Annotated in this window: 16 protein-coding genes, 1 tRNA gene and 1 pseudogene; 12 read left to right on the forward strand and 6 right to left on the reverse strand. The window is 72.3% G+C overall.

Translation table 11 applies throughout. The annotated features are described in order from the left end of the window. The first annotated feature begins 43 nt into the window (after positions 1-43). Genes H958_RS0114245 through H958_RS0114265 form a run of 5 tightly spaced genes read left to right on the forward strand, consistent with a single transcriptional unit; the run spans position 44 to position 5,602 of the window. The gene (locus tag H958_RS0114245) at positions 44-1,051 is read left to right on the forward strand and encodes a BMP family lipoprotein (protein ID WP_081685884.1); all 1,008 of its coding nucleotides are present in this window, start codon (positions 44-46) and stop codon (positions 1,049-1,051) included. Beyond that, the gene (locus H958_RS0114250) at positions 1,048-2,571 is read left to right on the forward strand and encodes an ABC transporter ATP-binding protein (protein WP_028059164.1); all 1,524 of its coding nucleotides are present in this window, start codon (positions 1,048-1,050) and stop codon (positions 2,569-2,571) included. Before H958_RS0114245 ends, H958_RS0114250 begins: the two co-directional genes overlap by 4 nt. Further along, positions 2,568-3,788: an ABC transporter permease gene (locus H958_RS0114255; RefSeq protein ID WP_051324246.1), complete on the forward strand. Its 1,221-nt coding sequence runs from the start codon at positions 2,568-2,570 to the stop codon at positions 3,786-3,788. The genes H958_RS0114250 and H958_RS0114255 overlap by 4 nt, the downstream gene beginning before the upstream one ends. Next, positions 3,785-4,981, forward strand: a complete 1,197-nt coding sequence (locus H958_RS0114260) for an ABC transporter permease (RefSeq protein ID WP_081685923.1) — start codon at positions 3,785-3,787, stop codon at positions 4,979-4,981. The genes H958_RS0114255 and H958_RS0114260 overlap by 4 nt, the downstream gene beginning before the upstream one ends. Positions 4,982-5,017: 36 nt before the next feature. Then, complete coding sequence (locus tag H958_RS0114265) at positions 5,018-5,602, forward strand: hypothetical protein (protein WP_028059167.1); 585 nt, start codon at positions 5,018-5,020, stop codon at positions 5,600-5,602. Positions 5,603-5,657: 55 nt separating this feature from the next. Here H958_RS0114265 and H958_RS0114270 read toward each other — a convergent pair whose 3' ends face one another. Continuing rightward, complete coding sequence (locus H958_RS0114270) at positions 5,658-6,650, reverse strand: hypothetical protein (protein WP_028059168.1); 993 nt, start codon at positions 6,648-6,650, stop codon at positions 5,658-5,660. Between the two features lie 127 nt (positions 6,651-6,777). On the opposite strand from H958_RS0114270, the gene H958_RS47530 reads away from it, so the two are divergent. The 3 genes and pseudogenes from H958_RS47530 to H958_RS0114285 all read left to right on the forward strand — a co-directional run bounded on the left by H958_RS47530 (position 6,778) and on the right by H958_RS0114285 (position 7,968). Further along, positions 6,778-7,068 carry a DUF4031 domain-containing protein gene (locus H958_RS47530; RefSeq protein WP_028059169.1) on the forward strand — a complete coding sequence of 97 codons (291 nt, stop codon included), beginning with the start codon at positions 6,778-6,780 and terminating at the stop codon, positions 7,066-7,068. Further along, positions 7,065-7,205: pseudogene (locus H958_RS49070) on the forward strand (SDR family NAD(P)-dependent oxidoreductase); the annotation flags it as partial. The gene H958_RS47530 and the pseudogene H958_RS49070, both read left to right, overlap by 4 nt. 184 nt (positions 7,206-7,389) lie before the next feature. Then, complete coding sequence (locus H958_RS0114285; protein WP_028059171.1) at positions 7,390-7,968, forward strand: hypothetical protein; 579 nt, start codon at positions 7,390-7,392, stop codon at positions 7,966-7,968. A gap of 40 nt (positions 7,969-8,008) precedes the next feature. Here H958_RS0114285 and H958_RS0114290 read toward each other — a convergent pair whose 3' ends face one another. Then, a complete protein-coding gene (locus H958_RS0114290; RefSeq protein ID WP_028059172.1) occupies positions 8,009-8,209 on the reverse strand; it encodes a hypothetical protein in 201 nt (66 codons plus the stop codon). 542 nt (positions 8,210-8,751) lie between these two features. On the opposite strand from H958_RS0114290, the gene H958_RS0114295 reads away from it, so the two are divergent. After that, the gene (locus H958_RS0114295) at positions 8,752-9,021 is read left to right on the forward strand and encodes a hypothetical protein (RefSeq protein WP_156027986.1); all 270 of its coding nucleotides are present in this window, start codon (positions 8,752-8,754) and stop codon (positions 9,019-9,021) included. A gap of 390 nt (positions 9,022-9,411) precedes the next feature. On the opposite strand, the gene H958_RS45115 is transcribed toward H958_RS0114295, so the two are convergent. Continuing rightward, complete coding sequence (locus H958_RS45115) at positions 9,412-10,038, reverse strand: cupin domain-containing protein (protein WP_081685885.1); 627 nt, start codon at positions 10,036-10,038, stop codon at positions 9,412-9,414. A gap of 139 nt (positions 10,039-10,177) precedes the next feature. On the opposite strand from H958_RS45115, the gene H958_RS45120 reads away from it, so the two are divergent. Together H958_RS45120 and H958_RS43365 are read left to right on the forward strand one after the other, a co-directional pair. Then, positions 10,178-10,297 carry an HD domain-containing phosphohydrolase gene (locus tag H958_RS45120; RefSeq protein WP_081685886.1) on the forward strand — a complete coding sequence of 40 codons (120 nt, stop codon included), beginning with the start codon at positions 10,178-10,180 and terminating at the stop codon, positions 10,295-10,297. A 5-nt stretch (positions 10,298-10,302) separates the two neighbouring features. Further along, complete coding sequence (locus H958_RS43365) at positions 10,303-10,491, forward strand: hypothetical protein (protein ID WP_028059175.1); 189 nt, start codon at positions 10,303-10,305, stop codon at positions 10,489-10,491. Positions 10,492-10,829: 338 nt separating this feature from the next. Here the strand turns inward: H958_RS43365 and H958_RS0114315 are convergent. Next, a tRNA-Thr gene (locus tag H958_RS0114315) sits at positions 10,830-10,902 on the reverse strand. A gap of 64 nt (positions 10,903-10,966) precedes the next feature. On the opposite strand from H958_RS0114315, the gene H958_RS0114320 reads away from it, so the two are divergent. After that, the gene (locus H958_RS0114320; RefSeq protein ID WP_028059176.1) at positions 10,967-13,249 is read left to right on the forward strand and encodes a sensor domain-containing protein; all 2,283 of its coding nucleotides are present in this window, start codon (positions 10,967-10,969) and stop codon (positions 13,247-13,249) included. On the opposite strand, the gene H958_RS0114325 is transcribed toward H958_RS0114320, so the two are convergent. Both H958_RS0114325 and H958_RS0114330 read right to left on the reverse strand, forming a co-directional pair. Beyond that, positions 13,239-14,138, reverse strand: coding sequence for a GDP-mannose 4,6-dehydratase (locus H958_RS0114325; protein WP_028059177.1), 900 nt, complete (start codon positions 14,136-14,138; stop codon positions 13,239-13,241). The two genes, H958_RS0114320 and H958_RS0114325, sit on opposite strands and share 11 nt — an antisense overlap. A 98-nt stretch (positions 14,139-14,236) precedes the next feature. After that, positions 14,237-14,764, reverse strand: coding sequence for a hypothetical protein (locus H958_RS0114330; RefSeq protein WP_081685887.1), 528 nt, complete (start codon positions 14,762-14,764; stop codon positions 14,237-14,239). Between the last annotated feature and the right edge of the window lie 57 nt (positions 14,765-14,821).

The following is a 14,821-nucleotide window of genomic DNA, read 5'->3' on the forward strand; positions in this document are numbered from 1 at the left end:
CCGATCTCTTCATCTCATCGGTCTTCTTGGTCTCATCGCGGCGATGCTCGTGGTCGCCGGGTGCGGCTCCGACGACAACGCGTCGTCGGGTTCATCCTCGGGCGGGAGCTCGCAGAGCACGCCCGCGGCCAAGAAGATCAAGGTCGGTCTCGTCACCGACATCGGCGGTCTCAATGACCGCTCGTTCAATCAGCTCGCCAACGCGGGCCTCGAGAAGGCCGAGAAGGATCTCGGAATCGAAGGGCGCGTGCTGACGTCGAAGGCGAACTCCGACTACGTGCCCAACCTCTCCACGCTCGCCCAGCAGAAGTACGACCTGGTGATCGGCGTCGGGTTCCTGATGGCCGACGCGATGGACACCGTCGCGACGAAGTTCCCGACGACCAAGTTCGCGATCATCGACGTCGACGCGACCGGCCTGAAGGACAAGCCGACCAACGTGACGGGCCTGCTGTTCAAGGAGCAGGAGGCGGGTTACCTCGCGGGTTATATGGCGGGCCTGTACGTCAAGGACGCGGGCGGTGACACGATCGGCTCGGTCGGCGGCCAGAAGATCCCGCCGGTCGACCATTACATCGCCGGCTACCAGGCGGGCGCGAAGGCGGCCGATCCGAAGATCAAGACCGTCAACGGCTACTCCCAGGACTTCGTCGATCAGGCGAAGTGCAAGGAGATCGCGCTCAACCAGATCCAGCAGGGCGCGAAGGTCGTCTTCCAGGTCGCGGGCCAGTGCGGCCTCGGTGCGCTGGACGCGGCCAAGGAGAAGAGCGTCCAGGGCGTCGGCGTCGACGCCGACCAGGCCTACCTCGGTCCGCAGGTCATGACCTCGGCCGAGAAGAAGGTCGACGTCGCGGTCGAGACGGCGATCAAGGCGGCGCAGGACGGCTCGCTCAAGGGCGGCACGAACACGACGTTCGACCTCAACAACGACGGCGTCGGGATCGGCAAGACCAACTCGGACGGGTCCAAGTACGAGGCCCAGGTCCAGGCGGTCGCGGACAAGATCAAGTCGGGCGAGATCGCCGACATCCCGGACACCGTCTCGAAGTGAGCGGAGCGCCCGCGCTAGAGCTCCGGGGGATCACCAAGCGGTTCGGGACGTTGGTCGCGAACCGCGCGGTGGACTTCGACGTCCGCAAGGGCGAGATCCACGCCCTGCTGGGTGAGAACGGCGCGGGCAAGTCGACGCTCATGAACGTCCTCTACGGGCTCCACCAGCCCGACGAGGGCGAGATCCGCCTCGACGGGGAGCCGGTCAAGATCGACTCCCCGCGGCGGGCCATCGGGCTCGGCATCGGCATGGTGCATCAGCACTTCATGCTGGTGCCGGTCATGACGGTCGCCGAGAACCTGGTGCTCGGCGCCGAGCCGCACAAGGGCGTGCTGCTCGACTACAAGGCGGCGTCCGCGCGCGTGCGCGAGCTGTCGGAGCGCTTCGGCCTCGCGGTCGACCCGGACGCGAAGGTCCAGGACCTCGGCGTCGGCGCCCAGCAGCGCGTCGAGATCCTGCGCGCGCTGTTCCGCGGCGCGAAGGTGCTCGTGCTCGACGAGCCGACCGCCGTGCTCACCGCCCAGGAGGCGCAGGACCTCTTCGGGGTCCTGCGCGCCCTGAAGGCCGAGGGCACGGCGATCGTCTTCATCTCGCACAAGCTCAACGAGGTGCTCGACGTCGCCGACCGCATCACCGTGCTGCGTCGCGGCGAGAGGATCGACACGGTGCCCGCCGAGGGCTCCACCGAGCGCTCGCTCGCACGCTTGATGGTCGGCCGGGACGTGCTGCTGCGCGTCGAGAAGGAGGACACCGCGCCCGGCGAGCCGCTGCTCGAGGTGCGCGGGCTCTCCGCCCAGGACGACCGCGGGCTGCCCGCCGTCAACGGGGTCTCGTTCGAGGTCCGCGCGGGGGAGATCGTCGGCATCGCCGGCGTCGACGCCAACGGCCAGAGCGAGCTGATCGAGGCGATCATGGGGCTGCGCAGGCCGCAGGCGGGCCAGGTGATGGTCGAGGGCCGCGACGTCACGCACGCGAGCCCGCGCGACACCTTGGACGCAGGCGTCAGCCACATCGCCGAGGATCGCCACCGCCGCGGCCTGGTGCTCGAGTTCGACCTCGCGGAGAACATCTCGCTGCGCGACTACCGCAAGGCGCCGCTGTCGCGCAAGGGCTGGCTGTCGCCGAAGCGGATGACGGCGCGGGCCCGCGGCCTGCTGAAGGAGTTCGACGTGCGCGGGGGCGATTGCGACACGCGCGCCGGCTCGCTGTCCGGCGGCAACCAGCAGAAGGTCGTGATCGCGCGCGAGCTCGCCGCCGAGCCGCGCGTGCTGATCGCCGCGCAGCCGACGCGCGGCCTGGACGTCGGCGCGATCGAGTTCGTCCACCGCCGGCTGGTCGAGGAGCGCGACCAGGGCCGCGCCGTGCTGCTCGTCTCGCTCGAGATGGAGGAGATCCGCTCGCTCAGCGACCGCGTGCTGGTGATCTACGAGGGCGAGATCGTCGCGGAGCTCCCGCCGACCGCCTCGGAGGAGGACTTCGGCCTCGTGATGACCGGCGGAGGGCGGAAGGTCGTGACGTGAGCCGGCCCGACGAGGAGCTCGAGCTCCCGCCCGACGCGACCGTCGCCGCGCGGCTGGGGACCTACCTGCGCGGCGGCGGCATCATCACGCCGCTGATCACGGTCGTCATCGCCTTCCTCGTCGGCGGCCTCGTCGTGCTGATCACCGGCCACGACCCGATCTCGACCTACAAGGCGATCTTCGACGGCACGGGGCTGAACTGGTTCTTCCCGTGGATCAGCGCCGACGACCGCACGGTCGCCGCGCTCAACCTGCAGCAGACGCTGATCCAGACGACGCCGCTGATCCTCGTCGGCCTCGCCGTCGCGTTCGCGTTCCGCTGCGGCCTGTTCAACATCGGCGGCCAGGGCCAGTACCTGGTCGGCTCGTTCGTCGCGGTCTGGATCGGCGCGTCGTTCAAGGGGATGCCGGGGCTCGTCCACATCGTGTTCGCGCTCGTCGCCGCGTGCGCCGCCGGCGCCGCGTGGGCCTCGATCGCGGGCGCGCTGAAGGCGTTCACCGGCACCAACGAGGTGATCACGACGATCATGCTCAACTGGATCGCGATCTGGGTCGGCTCGTACCTGTTCAACCTCGGCGGGCCGCTGCAGAACACCGATCCGACGCAGCAGGACGTCCCGAAGTCCAACGACATCGCGCAGAGCGCCCACCTGCCGGTGTTCTGGGGCGACCCGCAGCTGCAGGGGCTGCACATCGGCTTGTTCCTCGCGCTCGCCGCACTGCTCGTGTTCTGGGTGATCCTCAATCGCACGACGCTCGGCTACGAGGTGCGGGCGGTCGGCTTCAACCCCGAGGCGGCGGCCGCGTCGGGCATCTCGGTGCGCCGCAACTACGTGACGGTGATGGCGATCTGCGGCCTCTTCGCCGGCCTCGCGGGCGCGATCGACATCCTCGGCTGGCAGTTCCGGCTGGCGACCAACGACATCCAGAACAACTCCTTCGGATTCGTCGGCATCGCCGTCGCGCTGCTCGGCCGCAACACGGCGGTCGGCGTGTTCTTCTCCGCGCTGTTGTTCGGCGCGATGAACACCGGCACGTCGGTCCGCAACCTTGACCCGCAGGTGTTCGAGCCCGCGCTGGCGTCGAACCTGACGTACGTGATCCAGGGCCTCGTCGTGCTGCTCGTCTCGACCGACGTGCTCGTCGTCTACCTGTGGCGGCTGCGCCGCAAGGCGCGGCGGCGCGGCGCGGAGACCGAGACGGCGGTGGCGGCATGACCACCGCGGTCGCCACCCGCGCGCCCTCGGCGCTCAACGCCAAGAACGCCGGCTGGGCCGGCGTCGTGCTCGGCTTCCTCGCGTTCTTCGTCGCCGTCCCGCCGCTGGTCGTCCGCTCGCCCGCGGTCGTGCTCGTCCTCGGCCTGGCGGCGATCGGCGCCGGCGCGTACGCCGTGGGCGGCGGCGCCAACCGTCACGGCTGGGGCGCGATCGTCGCGGGCGCGGTCGGCATCGTCGGCGGCTACGCGGCGACCAAGTCGGGGGAGGGCAACCTCAAGACCGTCGTCGTCTGGGGCGCATTGCTGGCGGCGACGCTGCGCTACGCGACCCCGCTGGCGTTCGGCGCGCTCGGCGGCCTGTTCTCCGAGCGCAGCGGCGTGATCAACATCGCGCTCGAAGGCATGATGCTCGCCGGCGCGTTCTTCGGCGCCTGGGGGGCGGACATCACCAACTCGTGGATCGGCGGGATCGCGATCGCGCTCATCGCGGGCGGCGTGTTCGGCTTGATCCACGCGCTCTTCGCGGTCCACCTGCGCGCCGACCAGATCGTCTCCGGCACGGCGATCAACCTGCTCGCGGTCGGCATCACCGGCTACCTCTACATCGACATCTACGGCGACCAGGGCACCCCGGACAACCTGCCGGGCGTGCCGGACGTGCACCTGCCGATCAAGTCCGTCCCGCTGCTCGGCGACGTCTTCGGCCAGCTCAACCTGCTCGTCTGGGTCGCGCTCGCGCTCGTGGTGGTCACGTGGGTCGTCGTGTTCCGCACGCCGGCCGGCCTGCGTCTGCGCTCGGCGGGGGAGAACCCGCTGGCGGCCGAGACGGCGGGCCTGTCGGTCGTGCGCACCCGCTACCTCGCGGTGATGACGTCGGGCGCGCTCGCCGCGCTGGGCGGCGCGTTCCTCTCGATCGGCTTCGTGCACTCGTTCACGCAGAACATGGTCGCCGGACGCGGGTTCATCGCGCTGGCGGCGCTGATCTTCGGCCGCTGGCGCCCCGGCTCCGCGCTCGCCGCGACGCTGCTGTTCGGCTTCGGCTCGGCCCTGGCGCAGCGGCTGCCGACGTTCTCGCCATCGGGCGCCGTCCTGTTCCAGGCGCTGCCCTATGTGCTGACGCTGATCGCCGTGACCGGCCTGGTCGGCCGCTCGATCGCGCCCGCCGCGCTGGGGCGCCCGCTCGAGCGGTCGTAGTTTTCAACTCGCACAGACGGTGGGATCATCAAGGGCATGAAGTCCGCCGTGCGCCTGGCAGCGCTCGCCTTCGTGCTGGCCGCCTGCGGCGGAGCGCCGGCCAAGCGAACGGACCTGCGCACGCCGGACGCCGAGACCGGGCACGGCGTGAACATCTTCCCGCTGGTGAACCCCACGCCGACGCCCACCGCCAGCCCGCAGCCGACGCCCAAGCCGGAGGGCGGCCCGGTCACGCGCGAGGAGAAGCGCATCATCCGCGGGTGGTCGGACGAGCTGCGCGCGGGCCACGTCGACGCGGCGTCGCGCTACTTCACCGTGCCCAGCCTCGTCTCCAACTCGGGCATCGACGCGATGCTCTCGAGCCCCGCCGACGTCAAGCACTTCAACAAGACGCTGCCGTGCGGGGCGAAGCTGGTCAAGACGCGCCGCTCGGCCAACCACTTCGTGGTCGGGACGTTCGAGCTGACCAGGCGCCCGGGCGCCGACTGCGGCACCGGCACCGGGCACCTCGCCGAGGTCGCGTTCCTGATCCGGCGCCACCACATCACGCAGTGGGTGCGCGGGCCCGATCCCGCGCCCGAGCCGAAGACGCCGAAGCCGCCGCCGGCGGACAAGACCTGAGGAGCGGTGCCGGCGATGCCGGTCGCCTCCCAGCCGAGGCGGCGACCATACGCCTCTAGCCGACCCGCGTGCGCCGGATGCGCACCTTCTGGGTGACGGTGCCGCGCGCGACCGTCGCCGAGCCCTTGAACGAGTAGCGCAGCCGGTAGACGCCGAGCTCCTTGAGCCGGAAGCGCAGCTTGAAGACGCCCTTGCCGTTGACCTTCGCCCGGCCGAGCGTGCGGTAGCGGCCGCCCTTGGAGCCCTTGGCGGCGGCGACGGTCACGCGCCCGCCGGCGCTCGTCTCGCCGACGATCCCCCGCAGCTGGTAGCTCGGCCCGCGCGAGTCGGGGAACGAGGTGCTCGTGAGGTCGAACGGCGCGATCAGCTTGATCGCGATCGGCGGGCTCCACGGCGTGTAGTAGCTGCCGGAGCGCGCGCGGGCGACCATCAGGTAGGTGCCCGGGATGTGCTCGAGCATCTGCACGCGTCCGGTCGTCGAGTCCACGTAGGCGTCCTTCACCGGGCCGGAGATGCTGCCGTCGGGCGCCGGCACGCCGCCGAGCGCGTACTTGATCTCGTACGACGACGCACCAGGGTTGCCGGCGAAGCCGAGCGCCTGCGTGATCGTGCTGAAGGAGTTCGCGGCGCGCGTGAGCAGCGGGCCCGCGGGCTGGGCGAGCCCGACCGACGCCCCCACGTTCCACTGGTAGCTCACCGTGCGCTTCAGCGTCGTGCAGTTCTTGTCGGTGAACAGGCTCAGCGTGAGCGTGTAGGCCATGTTGCCGTGGTAGTCGACGTACTTCTTGTCGTCGTTGATCGCGCTCGTCGGCCAGCACATGCCCGCCGTGGCCGCGCCGGTGCCGTTCTGGTCGACGACGGCCATCTTGAACGAGCCCGCATCGCCGGCGTCGACGTGGACCAGCGCCTGCACGTCCATGTTCCTGATCGCGAGCGGCTGGCCAGGCGTCAGCGCCACCGGAGCGCCGCCGTCGCCGGTCACCGAGCCCGTCACCGCGGCCTGCGCCGCCGCGGGGGCGCTCGCCGCGCACACGACCGCCGCGGCCATGGCCGCGAGCCTCTTCCCTGACTTCATCTTCTGTGATCCCTCCGTTGGTCTGCCCTGGACCTGCATCCTTACTCACGCCCGCGACTCGCGGAAGTTCCCCCAACCGGCAAGATGGGACCCGCGACCCATGGCCGTCCTCGTCGATCCAGCGCGGGAGTACCCGCACGTCCCGTACGCGGTGAAGTGCTGGTGCCACATGGCCGTCGACGGCGACTTCGAGGAGTTGCACGCGTTCGCGGCGCGGCTCGGCATCCCGCGCCACCGCTTCCAGGGCGACCACTACGACCTGCCGCCGTGGGTGCGCGAGCGCGCCGTCGCGCTCGGCGCGCGGGAGGTCTCCACGGGCGAGCTGCTGCAGCGCATGGCCGGTCCGCGCGGCGACCGCGCGCGCCGGCGCCGTGCGGCGGCGCGGCCGTGACGTCCGACCTCGGCGGGCAGCTCGCAGTGGTGACCGGTGCGCGGCGCGGGATCGGGCTCGCGTTCGCCGAGGCGCTCGCGGCGGCGGGCGCGGACGTCGCCGCCGTCAGCCGGTCGCTCGAGCCCGAGGGCAGCGAGCCGTCAGCGCCGCGCGGGCGCGCCGCTGTTCGAGTCGGTCGCCAAGACATCGACCGCCCGCCGGCGGGCTTCGTCCCCGATCGCACGCGGCTGCACCGCGGCAGCCACTCCGCGACCGTGGTCCCATCCATCGCGTCCGACAGGCGGCATGACGAGTTCGTGCGGCTGTGATGGACTGGGCCTCGTGTACGCGACACTCGTGCCGGCGGGACTGCTGCAAACGATTGCGGTCTGGCTAGCCCTGGCCGCGCCCGCCGCCGCGCAGTCCCCGTTCGAGCCGGTCCCGATCGGCCCCGGGGCCCAGTACCAGCCGCCCGCCCGCTGGCCGCTCGCCGGCGCCGCGGCGTTCCGGGGGATCCACGGCGACGTCCGCTCGGGCATCCGCGTCCACCTCGAGCTCTTCGCCGATCGCCTCGTCGTCGTCGTGCCCGGCGGGATCGGCGTATCCGGCGGCCGCACCACGCGCTACGGCTTCGTCACCGCCGCGCTCTGGCACGCGCCCGCGTGGACGACCGAGGCCGGCGGCGTCATCCACCTCGCCCGGCCGGGAATGCGTCTCGGCGACGTCTTCTCCGTCTGGGGCGAGGCGCTCGGGCGCGACCGCCTGCTCACCTTCACGGGCCGCGTCCGAACCTTCGTCAACGGCACCGAGGTCGCCGGCGACCCCGCCGCGGTCGAGCTCCGGGATCGCGACCAAGTCGTCGTCGAGGTCGGCGGGTACGTCCCGCCGCACCCCTCGTTCACGTTTACGCCGCTGTCATAGGCCCCGCAGGAAGGCGAGCGAGGGCATCAAGAAGCACGTCCTAGCTTGCCGAGGGGGGCGACGCGCCGCCGCCGTCGCCGCTGAGCGCGTCGATCTCGCGCCGGAGCTCGGCGACGCGCTCGACGACCCACTCGAGCCGGGGGTCGCGACCCAGCGTCCGCGAGTGACCCATCGCGTACGCGAACTCCATCGAGTGCAGGAGGCGGTGGTGCTCGGCGCGCAGCTCGTCCAGACGGGACACTGGTCCTACGGTAGACCGCGCGGCGGGTGCAACCCCAGTGTCGATGACGCGCCCGCTCAGCGACCTCACGGACGATTCGCTCGCCGAGCGTGCGTGGCGGGTGGCCCACCGGGCGGCGCTCGGCATCGTGGGCGCCCACGACGCCGCCCGGGAGGCCGCGGTCGGCGCTGCGCCGGCGGCGCCGCGATCGCGCGCGAGCGCAGCCGGCGCGAGCGCGAGGGCGCAGCCGCACGCTGACGCGCCGGGCGATTCCCTCCCGGAGCGTCGGAGCTCGACGACACGCCGTTCCGCAGCGCCGGCCCGCGGCGCTGACGCTGCGATACGTCTGCGATCTCCTGGCTTCGTCCCGCGCTGGGTTACGTTCAGCGCGGCCGACCTGCTCGTCGCGGCGCCGCTGCGCCCCGATCAGCGGGCCGGCCGCTTCCAGTCCTCGCCGCCGCGCCCGCACCAGGCGCCTCGGCACCGTCACCACGACGCCGGCGCCGATCGGCCAGACGCTGAGCCGTCCGTTCGTGCGCGTCAACGGGTCGCGCGTGGGCATCGTGAACTCACGCTACGGCTTCTCGTCCGGCGCGTTCGACCAGGTGCTCCAGTTCACCTCCACGCGCGGGCAGTACGGCGCGGCGACGGTCCGCGGGACGCGCCGGCTCGTGCAGGACTCCTGCTCGGGGACGCTGCCGCGCGTGAGCAAGGGCGCGCGTGCTCCGGATCGCGCGCTCGACGCGGTGCTCGCCGCCGCGGTGACCGTGCGCGACGTCCGCCGGAAGAAGAGCGTGGTCGTCGCGCCGGCAAGTCGTACCTCGAAGCGCTGACGCGGCGCCGCCGCCGCGGATCGGCGAACTGCGCGGGTAAGGGATGCGGGTCCATCGGCCGCGGCGGCCTGACGGACACGCTCGATCACCGGCGCGGCCGGTTCGCGCACGAACGATCATCGCCGCGCACGAGCCGAAGGGGGTGCCCTACGAACCTTCGAACTATTCGAAGGTTCGTCGCACACCCCTCGTCACGCCCGGCCAGAACGATCACGCGGCCTCGCGAACCGCGCAGCCACCACGGACGCACTGGCACGTTCGGGGCGGGCGGTCGAGCTCGGAGCCCGAAGGTCTCCGCGGCAGCCGGCGGCTCACCGTCGACCCGGATACCGCCCCACCTCGACGCCTATGTGTACGTTCACGGCGGCAGCGTTGACTTTAACTCAGGGCTCAGCTCGGCTCGACGATGAACAGTGTGTCGTCCGGCTTGTTCGCGTCGGCCAGCGCACCTTCGGGCAGGCTGAACGTGTCGGTGAACGTGTGCGTCGGCATCCCTCCGAATGTCGTCGACAGACCGATGTCATCCGGATAGGTGTTGTTGAAGACGACGACCCAGCGCATGTCCTCTGACCCGACGTTCTCGATGTAGTGGGCGTACCCTTGGGGAATGAACCCGATCTGACCCGGCAGGATGTCCTGGACGCTGAACGTGGAGTCCGGGTTGGCGATTCCGAGCCGTCCGCGCCCCGAGAGAGGGACGTCGACCTCCCAGGCGTTGGGATGCCAGTGGGGCTCGCGAACGGCTCCCGGCTTGAGCACGAGCAGAAACGACGCGGCGTTGTTGCCCACCAGCACCGGGAAGTTGTCACCAGTGCACTCTGTGACCGTACCCCCGTCGCGCACGACCTGTGGTTCTTTGTTCGAGAAGTCGAACCGGTTGGTCTCGCTGGACCTTGGCAAGGTTGGCGCATCGCCCGCCGCCTGGGTGGCGGCTCCGGCCGCCACGGCAGGTACCAATCCAGCTCCGGCGATGACACCCGCTGCGCCCAGCAACTGGCGACGGTTCATCTCAGACATCTCTGCTCCTCGCGTGGACGACCGATAGAGCGCGGCCAGTATCCCGGCATCCGAATCGCGCCGCAAGTGTTGAGCACCCGTTCTGACAGGTGAACCGAGTAGACCGCGGAGGTCACCTGTCGGGAGTCATGGAACTCGCATGGGGACCCGCGTCGGGCTGCTCGTGCGCGCCTCGCACGAGCGCTACGACGGCGGCGGCTACCCGGACGGCCTGCGCGGCGAGGAGGTCCCGCTCGGCGCCCGCATCGTCGCCGCCTGAACGCGATGATCACGACGCGCACCTACCGCAGGGCGCTGCCCGTGTCGCACGCCGTCGCGGAGCTCGAGCGCTGCTCGGGCACGCAGTTCGACCCCGCCGTGGTCGACGCGCTGCCGGCCGTGATCGGCGACCCCGGGTGGACGGTCACCGTCAGGGAGGCGGCGCAGAAGCCCGCCGCGGCGACGCGCGCCTAGGCGAGGCCTGGCGAACGTCCACGGCGCGATACGGGCGTGAGCCCGGTCACGGGCGGGCGCGGCGATTCGCGATCGTCACCCCCTCGCCCGGCGCTTGGCCTCCGTTACCCGCCGCCGTTGACGTTCGCAGGCGCCAACAGCGCATGCGAGCCTGACGAGGACGCCGGTGTAGGCCCTTCGCGGTTGCCGTCGCGGCTTGCCGTCGCCGGCCTGCGCCCCGGCCGGTGCCGTCGGGCTTGATCTGCTCGACGGCCTTGAGCTCGTTGAGGACGAGCCGGATGGTCTGGTCGCTGGTGCCCGGGACGGCCTTCGCCGCGCATCCTTGGAACCGTGGCGAGAGCCGGAGGACGGACTCGAACCGACGACCTATCGCTTACAAGGCGATTGCTCTACCAGCTGAGCTACTCCGGCGCGGGTCGTCAGTGTATGCCCAGATACCGGTAAAGCCCTGCGACGTCCGTCCGATGTAGGTGGCGTGAATGCACAGTCGCGTCCCGAGGCCGGCTCCGGGTCGGCGCTGGAGGCGCTCGTCGACGCCGCGGCCGGCATCCTCGCCGCCGATTCGCTCGAGGGGACGCTCGGGCGCATCGCGCACCATCTGCGGGCGCTGCTGGCCTATGACGATCTGACGGTCTACGAGATCGACGAGGAGGCCGCGGTGCTGCGGCCGGTGTTCGCGGTCGGGAACTGGGTCGAGGAGATCATGGCCGGGGTGATCCCGCTCGGGACCGGGACGACCGGCTGGGCGGTCGCCAACCGGCGGACGCGCAACGTGCCGAACACGATGCTCGACGAGCTGTCCAACGTCGTCGCCGGCACGCCGGACGAGGCGGAGGCGTTCGTGTGCGTCCCGCTGCTCGCGGAGGGCCGTGTACTTGGGGCGCTGAACGTCTACCGGGCCGGCGCCGACGTCGCGTTCACCGACGCCGAGGTCGAGCTGGTCGAGCGCTTCGCGACGATGGCGGCGCTCGCCTACGACTCCGCGCGCCAGCGCGAGACGCTGCGCGAGCAGGTCAAGACCGACGGACTGACGGGGCTGCTCAATCACCGCGCGTGCCAGGAGCGCCTGAAGGCGGAGCTCGACGCGGCGCTCGCGAGCAACCGGACTGTCGGCGTCGTGCTGATCGACCTCGACCACTTCAAGGTCATCAACGACGTGCACGGCCACGCCGAGGGCGATCGCATCCTCCAGGCGGCGGCCGCGCGCCTGCGGTCGGTCGTGCGCGAGACCGACGCGGTCGGCCGGCTCGGCGGCGAGGAGTTCGTGCTGATCCTTCCGGGCGTCGACGCCGACGGCGCCGAGGACGCGGCCGAGCGCGCCCGCGCCGCGCTCGCCGAGCTGACCGTGCGCGGGCGCCCGCTCGCCGCCTCCGCGGGCGTGGCCGTCGCGCCCGACGACGGCGTCGACGGACCCGCGCTGCTCGAGTCGGGCGACGCCGCCCTGTACTGGGCCAAGCGCTCGGGCCGCGACCAGACGCGCCGCTACGGCGCGGGCGCCGCCCGCCCGGAGACCGAGCAGCGTGCCGAGGTCGCGGGCCTGCTCGAGGCGCGCGCCGTCCGAATCGTCTTCCAGCCGCTGCTCGAGCTCGCCACGGGCCGCCCCGCCGGCTACGAGGCGCTCGCGCGCTTCGACGCCGAGCCGCAACGCGGCCCCGACGAGTGGCTCGCGCAGGCGCACCGCGCCGGGCTCGGCGACGAGCTCGAGGCGCTCGCGATCGAGGTCGCCCTGCAAGCGCCCGGCCGCCCCGACAACGCGTTCCTCGCGCTCAACGTCTCACCGCGCGCGCTGCTCTCCGCGCCCGTCAAGGCTGCGCTCCCCGAGGACCTGCGCGGCATCGTGATCGAGCTGACCGAGCACGAGGTCTTCGGCGCCGAGGGCCAGCTCGAGGGCGAGCTCGCGCGCCTCCGCGCCCGCGGCGCGCGCGTCGCGCTCGACGACGCCGGCGCCGGGTACGCGGGCCTGCAGCAGCTGATCCGCGTCGCGCCCGACATCCTCAAGCTCGACCGCGCGCTCGTGCACGGCGCCCACGCCGACCGCAGCCGCCAGGCGCTGCTCGCGGCGCTGATCAGCTTCGCCACCGACACCGGCGCCGCGGTGTGCGCGGAGGGCGTCGAGGACCTGGAGGACCTGCGCGCCCTCGTCGCGCTCGACGTGACCTACGCCCAGGGCTACGGCATCGCCCGCCCCGCGGCGGACTGGCCGGCGCCCAAGCCGGACGCGACCGCCGCGTCGAGCGCCGACATCCGCGCCGGCCTGCGCGTCGCGAGCGTCGCGCGCGCGGGCGCCTTCGCGCACGCGCTCGCCGACCTCGCCGACCATCTCTCGGGCATCAGCCGCATGTGCGAGCTGCCCGAGGCGATCCGCCGCGCCGCCGCGCTCCTGCGCGCCGACGACGTCGCGTTGATGCGGGTCGATCGCGACGCGGGCCGGCTCCTGCTGCTGACCGACCACGCGGGGTTCCATCGCGGGCAGAGCTGGCGGCTCGCCGACTTCCCCGCGACCGAGCACGTGCTCGCGCAGCGGACGCCCGGGCAGGTGGTCGCCGGCGACTCGGCCAGCGATCGCGCCGAGCTGCGCGCGCTCGAGGAGGCCGGCTTCCAGGCGATGCTGATGCTGCCGGTGATCTGCGGCGGCCGCGAGCTCGCGGTGCTGGAGGTCTACCGCGCGCTGCCGCAGGCGTTCACGGGCGCCGAGGTCGACCGCGCGCGGGTCGTCGCGCAGCAGTTCGGCGCGGCGCTGGACCGGCTCACCGCGTAGCGCGCCAGAACTCGACGCTGTCGCGCAGCGTCTGCTCGAGGGGGATCTGCGGCTCCCAGCCCGTGGCCGCGCGCAGGCGCTCGTGCGAGCCGCGCACCTCCATCACCTCGTGCGCGCGCACGAGCGCGGGATTGACCTCGAACTCGACCGCCACGCCGGTCACGCGGCCAAGCGACTCCAGCAGCTCGCGCGCCGAGTGCGACACGCCGGAGCAGACGTTGAAGACGCCCGGCTCGCCTCTCGCCGCGAGCAGCCGGTACGCGCGCACGATGTCGCGCACGTCGGTGAAGTCGCGCCGCGTGTCGGGGTTCCCAGTGGTCAGGTGGACCGGGTCGTCGCCGCGATCGAGCCCTTCGGCGACCTGCTTGGCGAAGCTGGCGATCGCGTAGATCGGCTCCTGCCCCGGCCCGGAATGGTTGAACGCCCGCGCGCGCACGACCCGCAGCCCGTGCGCGCTCGCGTACATGCCGCCGAGCAGGTCCGCCGACGCCTTCGAGACCGCGTACGGGTTCTGCGGCCGCAGCGGCGCGTCCTCACCGGTCGGCAGCACGTCCGGCGGCCCGTACAGCTCGCCCGAGCCGACCAGCAGGACCACCGCGTCGCGCGCCGCCGCCCGCATCGCCTCGAGCACGTTGAGCGTCATCGCGACGTTGCCCGAGATCGTCTCCGCCGGCTGCTCCCACGAGCGCCCGACGTGCGCCTGCGCGGCGAGGTGGTAGATGACGTCCGGCCGCGCGCCGGCGACGACTCGCAGCACCGCGCCCGGGTCGCGCAGGTCGGCCTCGGAGGCGGGCGGCGCGGGGATCACCTCATCGCCGGCGGCGGCGCAGGCGTCGACCAGATGGCGCCCCGCGAACCCCGAGGCGCCCGTGATCAGTACCCGCGCCACCTAGCGGACCCGTCCGGGAGTACGACCCTGTCCCGCAAGCTCGCCACCGCTTCGCTCGCCGGCGGGCGAGGCATTCGCCCTACTGACGGCCGCGCGCACTAGTTGGGCGAGAACGTGACGAGGTGTTCCGCCGACCCGTGGCCGTTGGAGGCCGCCGTGGTCGCGTCCACGGGGCGCGGCTCGCTGTCAGGCGGGTTCAGGCGCCGCTCGACCTCGCCGAGCACGGCGCCGAAGAGCAGGTGCCGCCACGTGGCCTGGGCGAACGCGCGGCCTGAGCCCCAGAGCGGCGGCAGCTGCGGCTGCGCGCGGCCGATCGCGGCCGTGCCGGGCCACGTCGCGAGATGCTCCACGAGTCCGGCGAGCGGACCGCGCAGCGCCGCGGGCGCGGGCAGCGAGGAGCGCACGTTCGCGTAGATCGCACCGAACACCGCGCCGTTGACGAGGTGCAGCGAGAGTCCGATCGGATACGCCGCGCGGCTGCGCGTCACGAAGCGCCCGAGCAGGTCGGCGTCGTCGTACGCGACGCCGAAGACCCGCCTGTCGAGCGGCTGCTGCGCCGCCCACACGGCGGCCGCGGTCGCCCCGGCGAGGGCTCCGCGCACTGTCCTCGTCCGGTCCACGGCCATGAAGGCCACTGTAACGACCCCGAGACGCCCGGTGTACGAAGCACCGAGGAGCAGGAA

Origin of the sequence: Candidatus Solirubrobacter pratensis (genome assembly GCF_000425945.1) — a bacterium.
Taxonomy (GTDB): domain Bacteria; phylum Actinomycetota; class Thermoleophilia; order Solirubrobacterales; family Solirubrobacteraceae; genus Solirubrobacter; species Solirubrobacter pratensis.